This window comes from Kineococcus gypseus (assembly GCF_050871305.1).
GTDB classification, from domain to species: domain Bacteria; phylum Actinomycetota; class Actinomycetes; order Actinomycetales; family Kineococcaceae; genus Kineococcus; species Kineococcus gypseus.
Genome location: NZ_JBJLRD010000019.1, coordinates 1 through 16,560 on the forward strand (window position 1 = coordinate 1; position 16,560 = coordinate 16,560).

At 76.9% G+C, this 16,560-nt stretch carries 15 protein-coding genes; 9 read left to right on the plus strand and 6 right to left on the minus strand.

The window, feature by feature from the left end; translation table 11 throughout:
• Nucleotides 1-145 precede the first annotated feature (145 nt).
• A complete protein-coding gene (locus ACRYMN_RS09200) occupies nucleotides 146-442 on the minus strand; it encodes a DUF6343 family protein (protein ID WP_432494219.1) in 297 nt (98 codons plus the stop codon).
• Between the two features lie 164 nt (nucleotides 443-606).
• Between ACRYMN_RS09200 and ACRYMN_RS09205 the strand changes: the two genes are divergently transcribed.
• The gene (locus ACRYMN_RS09205) at nucleotides 607-1,728 is read left to right on the plus strand and encodes a S1C family serine protease (protein WP_432494221.1); all 1,122 of its coding nucleotides are present in this window, start codon (nucleotides 607-609) and stop codon (nucleotides 1,726-1,728) included.
• Nucleotides 1,729-1,792: 64 nt separating this feature from the next.
• Here ACRYMN_RS09205 and ACRYMN_RS09210 read toward each other — a convergent pair whose 3' ends face one another.
• From ACRYMN_RS09210 to ACRYMN_RS09220, 3 genes are read right to left on the minus strand one after another with little or no spacing between them, the layout of a single operon-like run.
• On the minus strand, nucleotides 1,793-2,989 hold the full coding sequence (locus ACRYMN_RS09210; RefSeq protein ID WP_432494223.1) for a phosphatase PAP2 family protein: 1,197 nt from the start codon (nucleotides 2,987-2,989) through the stop codon (nucleotides 1,793-1,795).
• 52 nt (nucleotides 2,990-3,041) lie between these two features.
• Nucleotides 3,042-4,238: a glycosyltransferase 87 family protein gene (locus tag ACRYMN_RS09215; RefSeq protein WP_432494225.1), complete on the minus strand. Its 1,197-nt coding sequence runs from the start codon at nucleotides 4,236-4,238 to the stop codon at nucleotides 3,042-3,044.
• Nucleotides 4,235-5,806: a DUF8728 domain-containing protein gene (locus ACRYMN_RS09220; RefSeq protein ID WP_432494227.1), complete on the minus strand. Its 1,572-nt coding sequence runs from the start codon at nucleotides 5,804-5,806 to the stop codon at nucleotides 4,235-4,237. The genes ACRYMN_RS09215 and ACRYMN_RS09220 overlap by 4 nt, the downstream gene beginning before the upstream one ends.
• 245 nt (nucleotides 5,807-6,051) lie before the next feature.
• Here ACRYMN_RS09220 and ACRYMN_RS09225 point away from each other — a divergent pair, with 245 nt between their 5' ends.
• Nucleotides 6,052-7,245 (plus strand): TIGR03557 family F420-dependent LLM class oxidoreductase, encoded by a 1,194-nt coding sequence (locus tag ACRYMN_RS09225; RefSeq protein ID WP_432494229.1) that lies wholly within the window; start codon nucleotides 6,052-6,054, stop codon nucleotides 7,243-7,245.
• 143 nt (nucleotides 7,246-7,388) lie between these two features.
• Here the strand turns inward: ACRYMN_RS09225 and ACRYMN_RS09230 are convergent, their stop codons facing one another.
• Nucleotides 7,389-7,838 (minus strand): phage holin family protein, encoded by a 450-nt coding sequence (locus tag ACRYMN_RS09230; RefSeq protein ID WP_432494231.1) that lies wholly within the window; start codon nucleotides 7,836-7,838, stop codon nucleotides 7,389-7,391.
• A 161-nt stretch (nucleotides 7,839-7,999) separates the two neighbouring features.
• On the opposite strand from ACRYMN_RS09230, the gene ACRYMN_RS09235 reads away from it, so the two are divergent.
• The 7 genes from ACRYMN_RS09235 (at nucleotide 8,000) to ACRYMN_RS09265 (ending at nucleotide 16,028) form a co-directional block, all read left to right on the plus strand.
• A complete protein-coding gene (locus ACRYMN_RS09235; RefSeq protein WP_432494233.1) occupies nucleotides 8,000-8,413 on the plus strand; it encodes a TIGR03618 family F420-dependent PPOX class oxidoreductase in 414 nt (137 codons plus the stop codon).
• Between the two features lie 72 nt (nucleotides 8,414-8,485).
• Nucleotides 8,486-9,634, plus strand: coding sequence for a glutathione-independent formaldehyde dehydrogenase (locus ACRYMN_RS09240; RefSeq protein ID WP_432494235.1), 1,149 nt, complete (start codon nucleotides 8,486-8,488; stop codon nucleotides 9,632-9,634).
• Nucleotides 9,631-10,770, plus strand: a complete 1,140-nt coding sequence (locus ACRYMN_RS09245; protein WP_432494237.1) for an L-dopachrome tautomerase-related protein — start codon at nucleotides 9,631-9,633, stop codon at nucleotides 10,768-10,770. The genes ACRYMN_RS09240 and ACRYMN_RS09245 overlap by 4 nt, the downstream gene beginning before the upstream one ends.
• 41 nt (nucleotides 10,771-10,811) lie before the next feature.
• Nucleotides 10,812-12,029, plus strand: a complete 1,218-nt coding sequence (locus tag ACRYMN_RS09250) for a zinc-dependent alcohol dehydrogenase (RefSeq protein ID WP_432494239.1) — start codon at nucleotides 10,812-10,814, stop codon at nucleotides 12,027-12,029.
• Nucleotides 12,030-12,064: 35 nt separating this feature from the next.
• Nucleotides 12,065-12,766: an alpha/beta hydrolase gene (locus ACRYMN_RS09255; RefSeq protein WP_432494241.1), complete on the plus strand. Its 702-nt coding sequence runs from the start codon at nucleotides 12,065-12,067 to the stop codon at nucleotides 12,764-12,766.
• Nucleotides 12,767-12,924: 158 nt separating this feature from the next.
• Nucleotides 12,925-13,671: an HAD family hydrolase gene (locus tag ACRYMN_RS09260; protein WP_432494243.1), complete on the plus strand. Its 747-nt coding sequence runs from the start codon at nucleotides 12,925-12,927 to the stop codon at nucleotides 13,669-13,671.
• Nucleotides 13,668-16,028 (plus strand): glycoside hydrolase family 65 protein, encoded by a 2,361-nt coding sequence (locus ACRYMN_RS09265; RefSeq protein ID WP_432494245.1) that lies wholly within the window; start codon nucleotides 13,668-13,670, stop codon nucleotides 16,026-16,028. Before ACRYMN_RS09260 ends, ACRYMN_RS09265 begins: the two co-directional genes overlap by 4 nt.
• A gap of 88 nt (nucleotides 16,029-16,116) precedes the next feature.
• On the opposite strand, the gene ACRYMN_RS09270 is transcribed toward ACRYMN_RS09265, so the two are convergent.
• A complete protein-coding gene (locus ACRYMN_RS09270) occupies nucleotides 16,117-16,560 on the minus strand; it encodes a hypothetical protein (protein ID WP_432494247.1) in 444 nt (147 codons plus the stop codon).

Genomic DNA, 16,560 nt, shown 5'->3' on the forward strand with positions numbered 1-16,560 from the left:
CCCCCCCCCCCCCCCCCCCCCCCCCCCCCCCCCCCCCCCCCCCCCCCCCCCCCCCCCCCCCCCCCCCCCCCCCCCCCCCCCCCCCCCCCCCCCCCCGCCCCCCCCCCCCCCCCCCCCCCCGCTGCCGGGCCCCGTGGCGCGCCCGTCAGCGGCGCCGGCGGCGCAGCCTGGCGGTGACGACCGCGACGTCGACCACGGCGAGGGCCGCGAGCGCCAGGAGCACGAACCCCGGCCCGCGGGTGCCGCCGGGCGGCGGGGAGGCGCTCAGCCACAGCGCGCCGAGCACCGCGCACACCACGAGGCCGAACAGGGCCAGCACCAGGCGCAGCACCAGCGGCGAGCGCGCGGTGCGCGGCTCGGTGCCGGTGCGACCGCGCGGCTGCTCGGGCGGCACGCCGGGGTCGTGCGGGCGGGCCGTCGAGCGGTGGTCGCGGGGGTCCATGCGCTCCCCCGTACCCGCTGCGCGCACCCGCATGCACCCGCGCCGCGGCGGGCGGTGGGCGGTCGCGCTGAGTGGCGGGCGGGCACGGGGCGCCGCACGATGGGGCCCCGGCACTTCAGGGCCGGTGCCGCGCGGCGGTGCTCCGGCCCGGAACAGGAGCTCCCGTGAGCAGCACGTCCCCCCTCCCCGCGAACCCGCTGCGCGGGCGGCGCAGCGCCCTGGCGCTGGCCCTCGCGGTGCCGCTGGCGGTGGGCGGGTGCACCCTCTCCTCCGGGGAGGGGACCGCGCCGGCGGCGGCCAGCAGCTCGCCGGAGACCTCCGCGGCGCCCGCCGGCGGGGGCGGCGCACCCGGCGAGGCCGCCTCCCTGGAGGAGACCTACCAGCGCGTCATCGCGCAGGTGCTGCCCTCGGTGGTGGAGATCCGCACCGGCAGCGGCCTGGGCAGCGGCGTCGTGCTCGACGAGGACGGCAACATCGTCACCAACGCCCACGTGGTGGGCACCGCCACCGAGTTCGAGGTGCAGTTCGCCAACTCGCCCACCTCCTACCCGGCCACCCTGGTGGGCACCTACCCGCAGAACGACCTGGCCGTGGTGCGCGTGCAGGGCGCTCCGGACCTGCAGCCGGCCACGCTGGGCGACTCCGACGCCGTGGAGGTCGGCACGCTGGTGCTGGCGATGGGCAACCCGCTGGGCCTGTCCAGCAGCGTCACCGACGGCATCGTCTCGGCCACCGGGCGCACCGTCACCGAGCCGCCCAGCGAGGCGGTGCCGGCCGGCGCGACGCTGCCGGGCACCATCCAGACCTCCGCGGCGATCAACCCCGGCAACAGCGGCGGGGCGCTGGTCAACCTCGACGGGGAGGTCATCGGCATCCCCACCCTGGCGGCGACCAACGGCCAGCAGGGCGGCGCCGCCCCGGGCCTGGGCTTCGCCATCCCCTCCAACACCGCCGAGTCGGTCGCCGTCCAGCTCGTGCGCGACGGGCGCGTCACCGACACCGACCGCGCCGCGCTGGGCGTGACCGTCACGACGGTGGCTGGGCGCTCCGGGCAGCCCGCCGGGGTCGGCGTCGTCTCGGTCGAGCCGGGCGGGGCGGCCGCGTCGGCCGGTCTGCGCGCCGGGGACGTGATCACGTCGGTGGCCGAGCAGGAGGTGCGCAGCACCGCGGAGCTGTCCGCGGTCCTGGCCGACCTGGAGGTCGGGCAGGAGGTGCCGGTCGTGCTCACCCGCGACGGCGGCGAGCAGACCCTGCGGGTCGTGCTCGGGGAGCTGCCGGCCAGCTGAGCGGGGCTCCCGGCCCACCCGGGCCCACCCCGGCCCGGAGCGGGACGGGTGGGCCGGGCGCGGGTCAGCCCCGGCGCAGGACCCCGCGCGGCGGCAGCGCGCCGGGGCGGTGCCGCCAGGCGCGCGTGCCCAGCGCACCGCCCCACACCGCCAGCGCGGCGATGGCGGCGCCGGCGAGCACGTCGACGAGGTAGTGCCAGCCGAAGTACACCGTGGCCACCGCGGTCAGCGCGGTGTACGCCCACAGCGACCAGCGCACCACCCGCCACAGCCGCAGGCCCTGGGCGACCAGGGCGGCCGTCAGCACGATGGACACGTGCAGCGAGGCGAACGCGGCGATGCCGTGGATGCGGTCGGTGCCGTACGGGTCGGCCAGCACCAGCAGCCGCGAGCGCATCAGGCTCTCCTGCAGGTCGGAGACCCCGGTGGCGGGCAGGTCCGCGTAGTGCGCCGGGTCGGCGTAGACGGGTCCCAGGCTGGGCAGCAGGTAGTACGACGCGGTGCCCAGGGCCCAGTTCAGGCCCAGCGCGGTCACGTACCAGTAGCCGTCGCGCGGGTCGCGCACCCACACCAGCGCGAACGCCAGCGAGAAGGGCACGAAGAAGAGGAAGAACAGGTAGACGGCCGAGAGCAGGTGCGCGGCGGCGCCGGTGCCCAGCACCCGGTGCAGCAGGTCGGCCGGGTCCGCGCCCAGGGACATCGCCTCGTCCAGGCGCAGCAGCTGCGCGTCGTGCAGGTCCTCGCGCAGCACCGGCAGGTAGCTCTTGAGGTTCCGGTAGCCGACGTAGGTCACGTAGAAGGCCAGCAGCCCCAGCAGCACGCGCCCGAGCCGGGCGGGGGCCAGGCGCTCGCGCAGCAGGTCGCGGGCCGCGGCGGCGCGGTCCCCGCCGCAGCCGCGCAGCCGCAGCGCCAGGCGCGGGAGCAGGTCCACCAGGAGGAAGCCGGCGGCCAGCACGGGCAGGCGCACGTAGCTGGGCCCGAGGAAGCCCTCGGGGTCGCGCAGGCGGATGCCGACGTCGAGCGAGGCGACCACGGCCGCACCGCCGGTCGCCACCGCCACGGCCACGAGCACCGCCCACGTGCCCCACCAGGGCACGCTCGACGGCACGGCGGCGGCGCGGCGCGCGCCGGGCCGGCGGCGCCCGGCCGGCCGCGCCACCGGCCGCTGCGCCAGGGGCGGCGCGGCGAGCTGGTGCGGCACGGCGGCGTCGGGCACGCCGGAGACGGGGCGGATCTCGTGCATCGGCACCTCTGCGTTCACGCTCTCGTCAGCCGGGGTTCGACTGGCGTGCATCGTGCCACGACCCGGGCGCTCAGGCAGCGGGCGGTCCCCCGGCGCGCCGGGCCCCGCGCGCCAGGCGGGCGGCGCACGTGCCCAGGACCAGCAGCCAGCCCCACAGCGGCAGCGCGCGCAGCACCGCGTCGGGCAGCTGACCGAGCTGCTGCACGTGCCAGGCGTCGGTCGTGGTGGCCAGGTACACCCCCACCCACGCCGGCCACGCCCGCACGAGGGAGTCGGCGCGGCGCACGGTCACCAGCAGCGGCAGCAGGTACGCGCCGTAGTTGGCCCACGCGAAGGAGGAGGCCGCGAAGGAGGCGACCAGCACGACGGGCAGCGCCTCCAGGCCCGCCAGGGGCCGGTGCCGGCAGCGCCGGGCCACCCACACGCCGCCCGCCAGCACCGCGGCGCGCAGCACCGGCCCCAGCGGCTGCGACAGCCCCAGCTGGGCCACGGCGCCGTCCACCGAGCGGTCGTAGGGGGCCAGCTCGGGCCGGTTGCCGTCCAGGAGCAGCGGGAGCACGTCGCGCGCGAAGACCGCCGCGTCGGGCACCGTCAGCACGCCGACCGCGCTGAGGGCGACCAGCGCCGCCGCGCCCGCCGCCGCGCCGCGCAGGCGCCCGATGAGCACCAGGGCGGCCAGCGCGGGCAGCAGGACCGGCTTCACGGCCACCGCGCAGCCCAGCAGCAGCCCGGCGCGCACGTCGCGCCCGCGCACGAGCGCGCCGGTGGCCACGGCGAGCACCAGCAGCAGCAGCAGGTCGACGTTGCCCAGGCGCAGCAGGCCCTGCACGGGGCGGCTGGTGACCAGCAGCAGCAGCGTGCCGGCCGCGACGGCGCTGCCGGCGGGGGTGCGCAGGCGCACCCCCACCTGGCGCAGCAGCAGGAGCACCGCGAGGACGACGGCGGCCGCGGACAGCGCGCTGAGCACCGCGCAGGCGGTGCGGAAGGGCAGCAGCCCCAGCGGCGCGAGCACCCAGCCGCTGACCGGGGGGTACAGGTACTCGTGGCCGGGGTCGTACAGCGGCCCGCCGGAGGCCAGGGAGGCGGCGCTGCGCCACAGGACGCGCAGGTCGCCGGCCTCGCCGGTGGCCGACTCCACCACCAGGTGCACCAGCGAGGCGAGGGCGAGCGGCCACAGCACCAGCGCGGCGGTGCGCCAGGGCCCCGCCCCCCGCCCGGCGCCGCCCGCCCGGTCGGAGGGGGCGGCGGGCGCGGGCGCCGCGCTCACCGGGCGAGCGCCGTCAGGTGGTAGCGGCACGAGGCGCCGTCCCCGCGGGCCACGTGCACCGGGCGGTACCCGGCCGCGGTGGCGCGCTCGTGCAGCTCGGCGTCGGTGGGGTACCCGGCCTCGAAGCGCCGCGGGTCCCGGCTGACGAGGACGAGCACGTCGGGGCGGCGCTCCAGGACGACCTCGGCGCGCTCGGCGGGCGGCAGCGGGCCGGTGCGCTGGATGAGCGGGTCGTTGAGCAGGAAGTCGTCCACCGCGGTGCGCCCGGCGCGCGCGGGCACCAGCCCGGCGTCGGAGACGGCGAAGACGGTGCCCGGCGCGGTGGTGCGCAGCCAGGCGGCCATCGCCTCACGGGCCTGCACCTTGCAGCCGGTGTAGCGCGCGGCCCAGCCCTGCACCGCCGCCAGGCCGCCGGGCGGCACCAGCAGCAGCGCGCCGGCGGCCGCGGCGGTGGTGGCGGCCACGGCCAGCCGCCCGCGCCGCCCGGCGGCGGCCGCGAGCAGCGCGGCCACGGCCACGCCGGCCAGCAGCGCCAGCAGCGGCCAGACCGGCTGGAAGAAGCGGCTGTAGCCGTTGGCGCTGTCGAGGGTGCCGACCGAGCCGGCGGCCAGCACCAGCGGCGGCACCGCCACCAGGCGCGCGCGGCCGCCGGCCAGCACCGCACCGGCCACGGCCAGGACCACCACGAGGGAGCCCTGGTCGAGGAACTTCCCCAGCACCGCCGTGGCCTCGCCGGTGCCGGACTTGTAGACCACGGAGTTGGGCAGCAGGTGCCCGAAGACGGCCAGGCGGCCCAGCTCCAGCAGCGCCTGCGAGGCCAGCGGTGCCCCCAGCAGCCAGGCCGCGCGGTGCGCGGCGCGGCGGGGCACCCGAGGTCCACGCGGGCTGCGGGGTCTGCGGGGGCCGCGGGGGCCGCGGGGGCCGCGGGGGCCGCGGGAGCGCAGCCGGTGCACCAGGGCGGGGCCCTCGGCGAGGGCGACCAGGGCCAGCGCCGGCGCCAGGCCCTCCGGGCGCAGCCACGGCAGCAGCGCCAGCAGCGCGCCCGCCACCGCGGCGCGCCCGCCGTCGGGGCGGGCCAGCTCCAGCACGGCGGCGGTGAGCACCAGGGCCACCGGCAGGGTTTCCAGGCCGCCGACCGCCCACAGCGCGAAGGGCGCGCTGCAGCCCACCAGCACGGCGGCCACCGCGGCGGCGCCCGCGCCCACCACGGCGCGCCCGCGCAGGCCCACCAGCAGCACGCAGCCGACCCCGGCGGCCACCCCCAGGGCGCGGGCGGCACCCAGGGCGGGCAGGCCGGCCAGCGCCGCCAGCGCCTCCAGGCCCACGAGCAGCGGGTTGCTGGCGCCCTCGACGACCGGTCCGCCGGGGTTCCACACGAAGCCGTGCCCGGCGGCGAGGTTCTCCGCGTAGCGCACGCTGATCCACGAGTCGTCGGTGACGAAGCCGCGCAGGCGCCAGCACAGCCACAGGTGCGCCAGGCAGGCGGCGGCCACCACCAGGTCGGCCGCGGGGCGGACCCGCGGTGGCGGGGCGGTGGGCGCCTGCGGGCGCACCGCGGTGGTCGTCACGCGTTCCTCCTCCGGTCGCGCGACCGGCGGGGAGACCGGGTGCGCTCCCTGGCCACCGGCGGTCGCCGGCCGTCAGCCTGCCGCACGCCCGGCCGCTCGGCCCGTCGAGCCGGTGCGGCACCGAGCGTGCCCAGCACCGCCGCACGTGTCAGGGACCGGTCGGCTGCGCCGCGTTTGCCGCCGCCGGCGCCGGGCAGGGGGAGGGCGATCGAGCACCTCACGACGCGACGCAGCGGGGAGCGGACATGGCCGTCGACACGGGCACGCACGGGCACGGCGAGCACGACGAGCACGACGGGTCGGGCGAGGGCGCCGCGCGCCGGGGCCCGGGCCGGCGCGGGGTGGTCGCCGCGGCCGCCGGGGCGGCGGCCGCGGCGCTCGGCGCGACGGGCGCCGGGACCGCGGCGGCGGACCCGCGCGGTCGCGGGTGGCGCGGGCGCCCGCAGCGGCCCGACGCCCCGGTGGCGCCGGTGGGCTTCGTGCTCTCGCACGAGCAGTTCCGCACGCAGGACCTGGTGCGCTGGGGGCGGCAGGCCGAGGAGGCCGGCTTCGGGCTGCTGTGGACCAGCGACCACATCCAGCCGTGGCAGGACAACCAGCAGCACTCGATGCACCCGTGGATCACGCAGGGGCTGCTGAGCCAGGCCACGCAGCGCGCCACGTTCGGCACCGGCGTGACCTGCCCCACCTACCGGCACCACCCCAGCGAGGTCGCGCAGGCGTTCGCCTCGCTCGGCGTCCTGGCCCCGGGCCGGGTGTTCCTGGGCGTGGGCACCGGCGAGGCGCTCAACGAGCAGGCGTCCACTGGGCAGTTCGGGCCCTACGAGGAGCGCGCGGCGCGCCTGGTGGAGGCCGTGCAGCTCATCCGGCAGCTGTGGACCGGCGAGCGCACCACCTTCGACGGCACCTACTACCAGACCGTGGAGTTCACGCTCTACGACCTGCCCGAGACCCCGATCCCGATCCACATGGCCGCCAGCGGCCCGCGCAGCGCCTACAACGCCGGCCGCTACGGCGACGGCTGGATCGGCGCCGCGAAGGACTTCTCCGACCCCGCGCTGGTGGCGGAGTTCGAGCGCGGCGCCCGGGACGCGGGCAAGGACCCCGCCGCGCTGCCGAAGTTCGGCGAGCTGTTCGTCAACGTCACCGAGCAGGACCTCGAGTACGCGGCCTCGCTGTGGCACTTCACCGTCGACCCGTGGGACCCCTCGCTGCTCTACGAGTCGAACCCGGTGGAGATCCAGCGCAAGGCCGAGGAGATGTGGCCGCTGGAGCAGGTGTACGCCGAGTGGCCCAAGGGCGGCCCGGAGAACCACGTCGCGGCCGTGCAGGAGCTGCTCGACGCGGGCGTGACGCCGTTCATCCACTCCGGGCAGCCGGACCAGTCGGCGGTGATCGAGTTCTACGGCCGGTACGTCCTGCCGAACCTGCGGTACTGAGCCCCGCACGTGAGCGGGCGGGGGCACGGCCCCCGCCCGCCGCGCCGTCCTGCCGGCGCTCGGCGGTGCCGCGCCCACCGCGTCGCGCACCCGGGGGGCGCCGGACGGCGCGCACGGGAGCCGTCACGCGCGGCTGGGCGCCCTCACAGGCCGGGCGCCGCGCCGGTTCCCGCCCCCGTCGTCCCCGTCGTCCCGGGGGCGACCGGGTTCGTCCCGGGACGGGCCGCGCGCACGTCCTCGCGCACGCTGGCGATCGTCTCCTGCGGCAGCGGCGAACCCACGCGCCGCAGCTCCTCCACGCCCAGCGCGCCCAGGGCGGCCGCTCCCCCGCCGTAGAGGACGGTGGCGACGAACGCGGCGCTGGGCGCGGGCAGGACCTTGCCCAGGGTGCGCACGAGGAACGCCGCCGACGTGCCGGCCGCCAGGCCCCCCAGGACGGCGGCGCCGCCGAGCAGGGCGGCACCCCTGCCCGCCTCCCTCGCCTTGTCGAGCAGCTCCCGGCGGGCCCGTTCGACCTCCGCCCGCACCAGCTGCACCGTGTCCGAGGTCAGGTCGTCCACCAGCTGCCCCGCCGTGCGCGGTTGCTCGGTCATCGTCGTCCTCCGGGGTGTGCGCAGTCCTCCTGACGGGCCGACCGTACGCGCGCCCGGCACCGCCCGCCGGTCGGGACGGGCCGGAGCCGCGTCCACGCGGCGGGCAGCGGACAGCGGGTGGTTGTGCGCATGACTTCCCGGATCCCGGGTAGGGGCCGGTCGTGGCCGACACCCAGGACGGACCGGATCTGCACCCGACGACCGAGGAGCTGGCGGGCGGGCGGAACTTCGCCGCCATCTCCACCCTGCTGCCCAGCGGGCGCATCCAGACGCAGTACATCTGGGTCGGCGTCGACGGCGGCAGGCTGTACGTCAACACCGAGGACCACCGGCAGAAGTTCCACAACCTCGAGCGCGACGCCCGCGTGACGCTCGCCATCCGTGACGAGCAGAACGCCTACCGCTACGCCGAGGTGCGCGGCCGGGTGGGCGAGGTGGAGCGCGGGCAGGCCGCGCGCGACCGCATCGACGTGCTGTCGCAGAAGTACGAGGGCCAGCCGTACCCGCCGGAGCAGATCAAGACCGAGCGGGTCACGGTGTTCATCGTCCCCGAGCGCCAGACGGTCTCCGGCTGAGCTCCACCCGCTCACCAGCAGCAGCACCAGCACCGAACAGCAGGACCAGGAACTTCCAGGAGGAGGAGAACCGTGAAGGCTGTCGTCTACCGGGGCCCGAAGAGCGTGACCGTCGAGGAGGTCCCCGACGCGCGCGTGGAGACCCCCACGGACGCCGTGGTCCGCATCACCACGACGAACATCTGCGGGTCGGACCTGCACATGTACGAGGGCCGCACCAGCGTGGAGGAGGGCAAGGTCCTCGGCCACGAGAACATGGGCGTCGTCGAGGCCGTCGGCTCCGGCGTCAGCCGGCTGAAGGTCGGCGACCGCGTCTCGGTGCCCTTCAACATCGCGTGCGGCTCGTGCCGCAACTGCGTGCACGGGTGGACCTCGTTCTGCCTGACGATGAACCCGATCGAGGGCATGGACGGCGCGGCCTACGGCTACGCGAACATGGGGCCCTACGACGGTGGGCAGGCGGAGTTCCTGCGCGTGCCGCACGCCGACTTCAACCTGCTGCACCTGCCCGAGGGCACCGAGCACGAGAACGACTTCACGATGCTCTCGGACATCTTCCCCACCGGCTGGCACGGGGTGGAGCTGTCCGGGATGGTCCCCGGCGACGACGTCGCCGTCTTCGGCGCCGGCCCCGTCGGGCTCATGGCCGCGCACAGCGCCCTGATCAAGGGGGCCGCGCGGGTCTTCGTCGTGGACAAGGAGGCCGACCGCCTGAAGCTCGCGGAGCAGATCGGGGCGATCCCGGTGGACTTCTCCGCCTCCGACCCCGTCGAGCAGATCACCGAGGCGACGGGCGGTCGCGGCGTGGACCGCGGCGTGGAGGCCGTCGGGTACCAGGCGCACGACCCGTCCGGCGACGAGCACCCGGAACTGGTGCTGGACAACCTCGTGAAGGTGGTCCGCAGCACCGGCGGCATCGGCGTCGTGGGCGTGTACATGCCCCAGGACCCGGGTGCGGCCACCGAGGGCGCCAAGGAGGGCCGGATCGGCTGGGACTACGGCACCTTCTTCACCAAGGGGCAGTCCATGGGCACCGGCCAGGCGCCCGTCATGCGCTACAACCGCCAGCTGCGCGACCTCATCGTCGCCGGCCGCGCCACCCCGGGTTTCATCGTCTCCCACGAGCTGGGCCTGGACCAGGCGCCCGAGGGGTACGCGAAGTTCGACGCCCGCGAGGACGGCTGGACGAAGGTGCTGCTGCACCCCGGGCAGGCCTCGTGACCGACGCCGCGGACGGCGACCCCGCCGGCGAGCGCGCCGGCGGGGCACCGCCCGTCGACGAGCCGGTGGGCGAGCTGGAGCTGGTGCACGCCTTCCACGGCCCCATGCCCACCGGCGTGACCGTCTCGCGCACCGGCCGGGTCTTCGTCTGCTACCCGAAGTGGGGCGACGATGTCCCGGCCACCGTGGCCGAGCTCGTCGACGGCCGGGAGGTCCCCTTCCCCGACGAGGCGTGGAACAGCCCCGACGGCGACGACGACGAGGGGGCGCTGGTCTCGGTGCAGAGCGTGGTCGTGGACCCCGCCGACCGGCTGTGGGCGCTGGACACCGGCAGCCCGATGTTCGCTCCCGTGAAGCCGGGCGGGCCGAAGCTGGTGCGCTTCGACCTGGCGACGGGCGCGGTAGAGCAGGTCGTCACCTTCAGCCCCGACGTGGTGCTGGAGAGCACGTACCTCAACGACGTGCGCTTCGACCTGCGCGCCGGCGAGGCCGGCACGGCGTACATCACCGACTCCTCGGACAAGGGCCCCAACGGCCTGATCGTGGTGGACCTGGCCAGCGGCCGGGCGTGGCGGCGCCTGCACGAGCACCCCTCCACGAAGGCCGAGCCGCTGTCGACGTTCCGCCCCGTGGTGGAGGGCCGCCCGTTCCTGCAGCGCTCCGAGGACGGCTCCACCCAGCCGGTGTCGATGGGCGCCGACGGCATCGCGATCTCCGCCGACGGCGAGCGGCTGTTCTACTGCCCGCTGGCCTCGCGGCGCTGGTACAGCGTCCCCACGGCGGCGCTGCGCGACACGTCCCTGGACGACGAGGCCGTGGCGGCCGCCGTCGTCGACGAGGGCGACAAGGGCACCGGCTCCGACGGGCTGGAGACCGACGACGCCGGGCGGCTGTACCTGACCGCGTACGAGCAGGACGCGGTGCTGCGCCGGCTGCCGGACGGTTCCTTCGAGACGCTCGTGCACGACCCGCGGCTGCTGTGGACGGACACCCTGTCCGTCGCCGACGGCTGGCTGTACGTCACCGCGAACCAGCTGCACCGCCAGCCCACCTACCAGGGCGGGCAGGACCTGCGGCGCAAGCCCTACGCCCTGTTCCGCACCCGCATCGACGCCGGGCCCGTGCGGCTGCGCTGAGCGCGCCGCGAGGACCGGGGACCACGAGGAGGAGACGAGACGTGAAGGCGATCGTGTGGCACGGGGTCGGCGACATCCGGCTCGACGAGGTGCCCGACCCGGGGATCCAGGACCCGTACGACGCCGTCGTGCGGATCACCACCAGCGCCATCTGCGGCACCGACCTGCACTTCGTGCGCGGCACCATGAGCGGCATGCGCGAGGGCACGGTCCTCGGCCACGAGGCCGTCGGCGTCGTGGAGGAGGTCGGCCCGGGGGTGCGCAACCTGCGCCCCGGCGACCGCGTGGTGGTGCCCTCCACCGTGGCGTGCGGGTCGTGCTCGTACTGCCGCGCCGGGTACTACTCGCAGTGCGACAACGCCAACCCGAACGGCAAGACCGCCGGCACGACGTTCTTCGGCGGTCCCGAGGCCGCCGGGGGCCTGGACGGCATGCAGGCGGAGTACGTGCGCGTGCCGTTCGCGCACGTCGGACCCGTCAAGGTGCCCGACTCCGTCACCGACGACCAGGCCATCACGATCTCGGACATCTTCCCCACCGCCTGGTTCGGGGCGAAGCTCGCCGAGGTCGGCGACGGGAACACCGTCGCGGTCTTCGGCGCCGGTCCGGTGGGCCTGTTCGCGGTCCTCTCCGCGTTCCGGCAGGGCGCGGGCCGGGTGGTCGTCGTCGACGGGATCGCCTCGCGGCTCGACGCCGCGCGGCGCCTGGGCGCCGAGGCGGTCGACTTCAACGCCGAGGACCCCGTCGCCGTCCTGCAGGAGATCACCGGCGGCGCCGGCCCGGACCGCGTCATCGACGCCGTCGGGGTGGAGTCCGAACGCCCGGGGAGCGGCCCGGCCGCGCAGGCCTCGGAGCAGCAGGCCGAGCAGTTCGCCGCCGAGGTGGCCGGCAACGCCCCCGAGACCGACCAGCAGGGCGGCACCTGGAAGCCGGGGGACTCGCCCTCGCAGGCCGCGCAGTGGTACGTGCAGGCCATCGCCAAGGCCGGCACCGTGGGGATCGTCGGCGTGTACCCGCCGACGATGAACAGCTTCCCCATCGGGCAGGCGATGAACAAGAACCTCGTGCTGAAGATGGGCAACTGCGAGCACCGCCGCTACCTCCCGCCGCTGCTGGACCTGGTCGCCTCCGGCCTGGTGGACCCCTCCACCGTCGTCACGCAGGAGGCGCCGCTGGCGCAGGACGCCCTGGAGGCCTACCAGCGCTTCGACCGGCGCGAGCCCGGGTGGGTCAAGACGGTGCTGACGCCCGGCGGGTGACGCCCCGCGTCGTGCGCAGGACGGGAGGAGCCCGCGTGAGCACCACCCCCTTCGACGTCGGCACGCCGCTGCACGACGCCGCGGGCCCGCAGCGGCCGCTGCTGCGGGCGGGCACGACGGCGCTGGACCTCGCCGCCCGCCCGGCGCTGCTCGCGGTGCCCACCGCGGCGGCCGCCGGCGCGGCGGTGCCGCTGCTCGTGTTCTTCCACGGCTCGCGCGGGGACCCGCAGCAGTCCCTGGCCCTGGTCGGCGCGGCCGCCGAGCGGCGCGGCGTCGCCGTGCTGGCCCCGGCCTCGAGCGACTACTCCTGGGACCTGGTGGTCGGCGCGCCGGGGCCGGACGTGGCGGTGGTGCGCCGGGGCCTGGCCGAGGTGGCGGCCCTGCTGCCGGTGGACCCGGCGCGGCTGTGCCTGGGGGGGTTCTCCGACGGCGCCTCCTACGCCCTGACCGTGGGGCTGGCCAACCCCGCGGCCGTCGAGGCCGTCACGGCCTTCTCCCCCGGCTTCGCCGTCGACGGCGCCGGCGCGGCGCGCCCGCGCTGCTTCGTCGCGCACGGCACCGCCGACCGGGTGCTGCCGATCGAGCGCACCAGCCGGGTCCTCGTGCCCCGGCTGCGCCGCGCCGGCCACGAGGTGCAGGACGTGGAGTTCACCGGCGGGCACGAGGTGCCCGCCGCCGTGCTGGAGCGGGCGCTGGGCTGGTGGCTGGGCGGCCCGCCGGCGCGGGCCCGCGGCTGAGCCCCGGCCGCCCGCGCCCACCCGCGCCGGCCCGCCGCACGCGCGACACGCGGGTGGCGCGCGCCCGCGCCGCCCTGCGCCCGGGCCCACCCGCGCCTAGGCTCGGGCGCGCCGCGGCGCACCCGCCGGGGCACCGACACGTCGAAGGGACGGCGCGCGTGCTGGGACTGCCCGAAGGGGTCACGGCCCTGTTGTTCGACCTGGACGGGGTCCTGACGAACACCGCGGCGGTGCACAACGCCGCCTGGACGTCGATGTTCGACCGCTTCCTGCGCGAGCGCGCCGAGCGCACCGGGGAGGCGTTCGTGCCGTTCGACCCGGACGCGGACTACCGCACGTACGTGGACGGCAAGCCGCGCGCCGCGGGCGTGCGCGACTTCCTCGCCAGCCGCGGCGTGGTGCTGCCGGAGGGGTCGGCCGACGACCCGCCGGGCGCGCCGACGGTGCAGGGGCTGGGCAACGGCAAGAACGCCGACCTGCTGCAGCGCCTGGCCACCGACGGGGTGGAGGTGTACGAGGGCTCGCGGCGCTACCTGCAGGCCGCGCGCGACGCCGGGCTGCGCCGGGCGGTGGTCTCCTCCAGCGCCAACACCCGCCAGGTGCTGGAGGTGACGGGGCTGGCCGAGCTCGTCGAGGAGCGCGTGGACGGGCTGACCCTCACGCAGCTGGGGCTGGCGGGCAAACCCGCCCCCGACACCTTCCTGGAGGGCGCGCGCCTGCTCGGCGTGCCGCCGGAGCGCGCGGCGGTGTTCGAGGACGCGCTCTCCGGGGTGGCGGCCGGGCGCGCTGGGCGGTTCGGGTTCGTCGTCGGCGTCGACCGCGTCGGGCACGCGGACGCGCTGCGCGAGCACGGCGCCGACGTCGTGGTGGGCGACCTGGCCGAGCTGCTGGAGGGGGCCCGGTGATCGGGCCGGGCACCTTCCCCGTCGAGCCGTGGCACGTGCGCGAGACCGGCCTGGACCTGACCCTGCTGGGGCAGACGGAGTCGGTGTTCGCGCTGTCCAACGGGCACATCGGCCTGCGCGGCAACCTCGACGAGGGCGAGCCGCACGGCATGCCGGGCACCTACCTGAACTCCTTCTACGAGGACCGCCCGCTGCCCTACGCCGAGGCCGGGTACGGCTACCCCGAGGTCGGGCAGGCGGTCGTCAACGTCACCAACGGCAAGCTGGTCCGCCTGTTCGTCGACGACGAGCCGTTCGACGTGCGCTACGGGGAGCTGGTCTCGCACGAGCGCGTCCTCGACCTGCGCGCGGGCACCCTGACCCGCAGCGCCGAGTGGGTCTCGCCGGCCGGCAAGCGCGTGCGGGTGCGCTCGACGCGGCTGGTCTCCTTCGTGCAGCGCGCCGTCGCCGCGGTGGAGTACGTCGTGGAGGCCGTCGGCGAGCCCGCGCGCCTGACGCTGCAGTCGGAGCTGGTGGCCAACGAGGCGATGCCGGCGCAGCGGGCGGACCCGCGCGTGGCGGCGGCGCTGACCTCCCCGCTGGTGGCCGTCGAGCGCGACTCCGAGGGCACCTCCGCCACGCTCGTGCACCGCACCCGCTCCAGCGGGCTGCAGATGGCCGCCGGCATGGACCACGTCCTGGAGGCCGACGGGCGCGTGACGCACGAGACGCGCACCTCCGAGGACTGGGCCCGCAGCACGTTCGTCGTCACCGCCGAGCCGGGCCGGCCGGTGCGCCTGGTCAAGCACCTGGCCTACGGCTGGTCGGCGCAGCGCTCGCACCCCGCGCTGCGCGACCAGGTCGCCGGCGCCCTCAGCGGTGCGCGCTACACCGGCTGGGAGGGGCTGCTGCGCGAGCAGCGCCAGTACCTCGACCGGTTCTGGGACGCCGCCGACGTGCAGGTCGACGGCGACGCCGAGGTGCAGCAGGCGGTGCGCTTCGCGCTCTTCCACGTCCTGCAGGCCGGGGCGCGCAGCGAGGGCCGCGGCATCCCCGGCAAGGGGCTGACCGGGCCGGGCTACGACGGGCACATCTTCTGGGACACCGAGGCGTACGTGCTGCCGGTGCTGACGTACACCGCCCCCGACGCCGCGCGCGACGCGCTGCGCTGGCGCTGGTCCACCGTCGACCACGCCCGCTCGCGCGCGAAGGAGCTGGGTCTGCGCGGGGCGGCGTTCCCGTGGCGCACCATCCGCGGCGAGGAGTGCTCGGGCTACTGGCCGGCCGGCACGGCGGCCTTCCACGTCAACGCCGACGTCGCCGCCGCCGTGGAGCGCTACCGGGTGGTCACCGGCGACGACTCCCTGGAGCAGGACGGCGGGCTGGACCTGCTCGTGGAGACCGCGCGGCTGTGGATGTCGCTGGGCCACCACGACGCCGACGGCGCCTGGCACGTCGCGGGCGTGACGGGCCCGGACGAGTACAGCGCCGTGGTCGACGACAACGTCTTCACCAACCTCGCCGCCGCGCACAACCTCTCCGCGGCCGCCGCCGCGGTGCGCCGGCAGCAGGACCGTGCCCGCGACCTGGGCGTGGACCTGGAGGAGGCGGCCACGTGGGTGGACGCGGCCAAGGCGGTGCACGTGCCCTACGACGAGCGGCTGCGCGTGCACCAGCAGCACGAGGGGTTCACGCGCCTGCCCGAGTGGGACTTCGCGCACCGGCGCGACTACCCGCTGATGCTGCACGCGCCGTACTTCGACCTGTACCGCCGGCAGGTGTGCAAGCAGGCCGACCTGGGCATGGCGCTGTTCTGGTTCGGCGACCGCTTCAGCGAGGAGGACATCGCCCGCGACGTCGACTACTACGAGCGGCGCACCGTGCGCGACTCCTCGCTGTCGGCGTGCGTGCAGGCCGTCCTCGCCGCCCGGGTCGGGCACCTGGACCTGGCGCACGACTACACGTACGAGGCCGCCAGCGTGGACCTGCGCGACCTGCACCACAACACCGCCGACGGCCTGCACATCGCCTCGCTGGCCGGCACCTGGATGGCCCTGGTGCAGGGCTTCGGGGGGCTGCGCGACACCTCCGGGGAGCTGACGCTGGACCCGGCCCTGCCGCACGGCATCTCGCGGCTGCGCTTCTCGGTGCGCTGGCACGGCTGTACCCTGCGGGTGACCGTGCACCACGACGAGGTGGAGTACGAGGTGCACGACGGCCCGGGGGCCTCGGTGCGGCTGCGTCACGCCGGCGAGCACGTGACCGTCTCCACCGGCGCGCCGGTGCGCCGCCCGGTGCGCCGGCGCACCCCGCTGCTGCCGCGCCCGCAGCAGCCGCCGGGGCGCGAGCCGGCGCACCGCGCCCCCGCGGTCAGCTGAGCCCCGCCGCGCCCCGCCGCGCCCCGCCGGGCGCCGGCACCCGGCGGGGCGCGGCGGGCGCTGGGCGCTGGCGCGCGGTCCGCTGGGCTCAGCGCCGCCCGGCGTGCAGCGCGACGGCGTGGCGGGCCGCGGCGCGCGCGCGTCGGCGGTCGCCGGCGGCGTCGTAGGCCAGCGCCAGGCGGTACCAGGCGCCCGCGTCGCGCGGGGCGGCCTCGACCTCGGCGCGGCTGGTCTCGAAGAGCCGCTGCCCGGCGGCGCGGTCGACGCGGCCGGTGGCGGTGCGGTCGAGGTCGTCGACGGGCAGCTCGCCGCGCTCGGCGAGCTCGCGCCCGAGGCGCTCGGTGGCGCGGCCGAAGCGCAGCTCGCGCAGCACCGCCCACGCGCCCAGCAGCGGCAGCACGAGCACCGCGGCCCCGATGAGGACCCCGGCCCACTGCCCGGTGCCGATGAGGTCCACGCCCAGGCGCCCGAGCAGGACGAAGTAGAAGAGCAGGGCGGCGCTGGCCACCGCCGCGACGACCTTGGTGCGCAC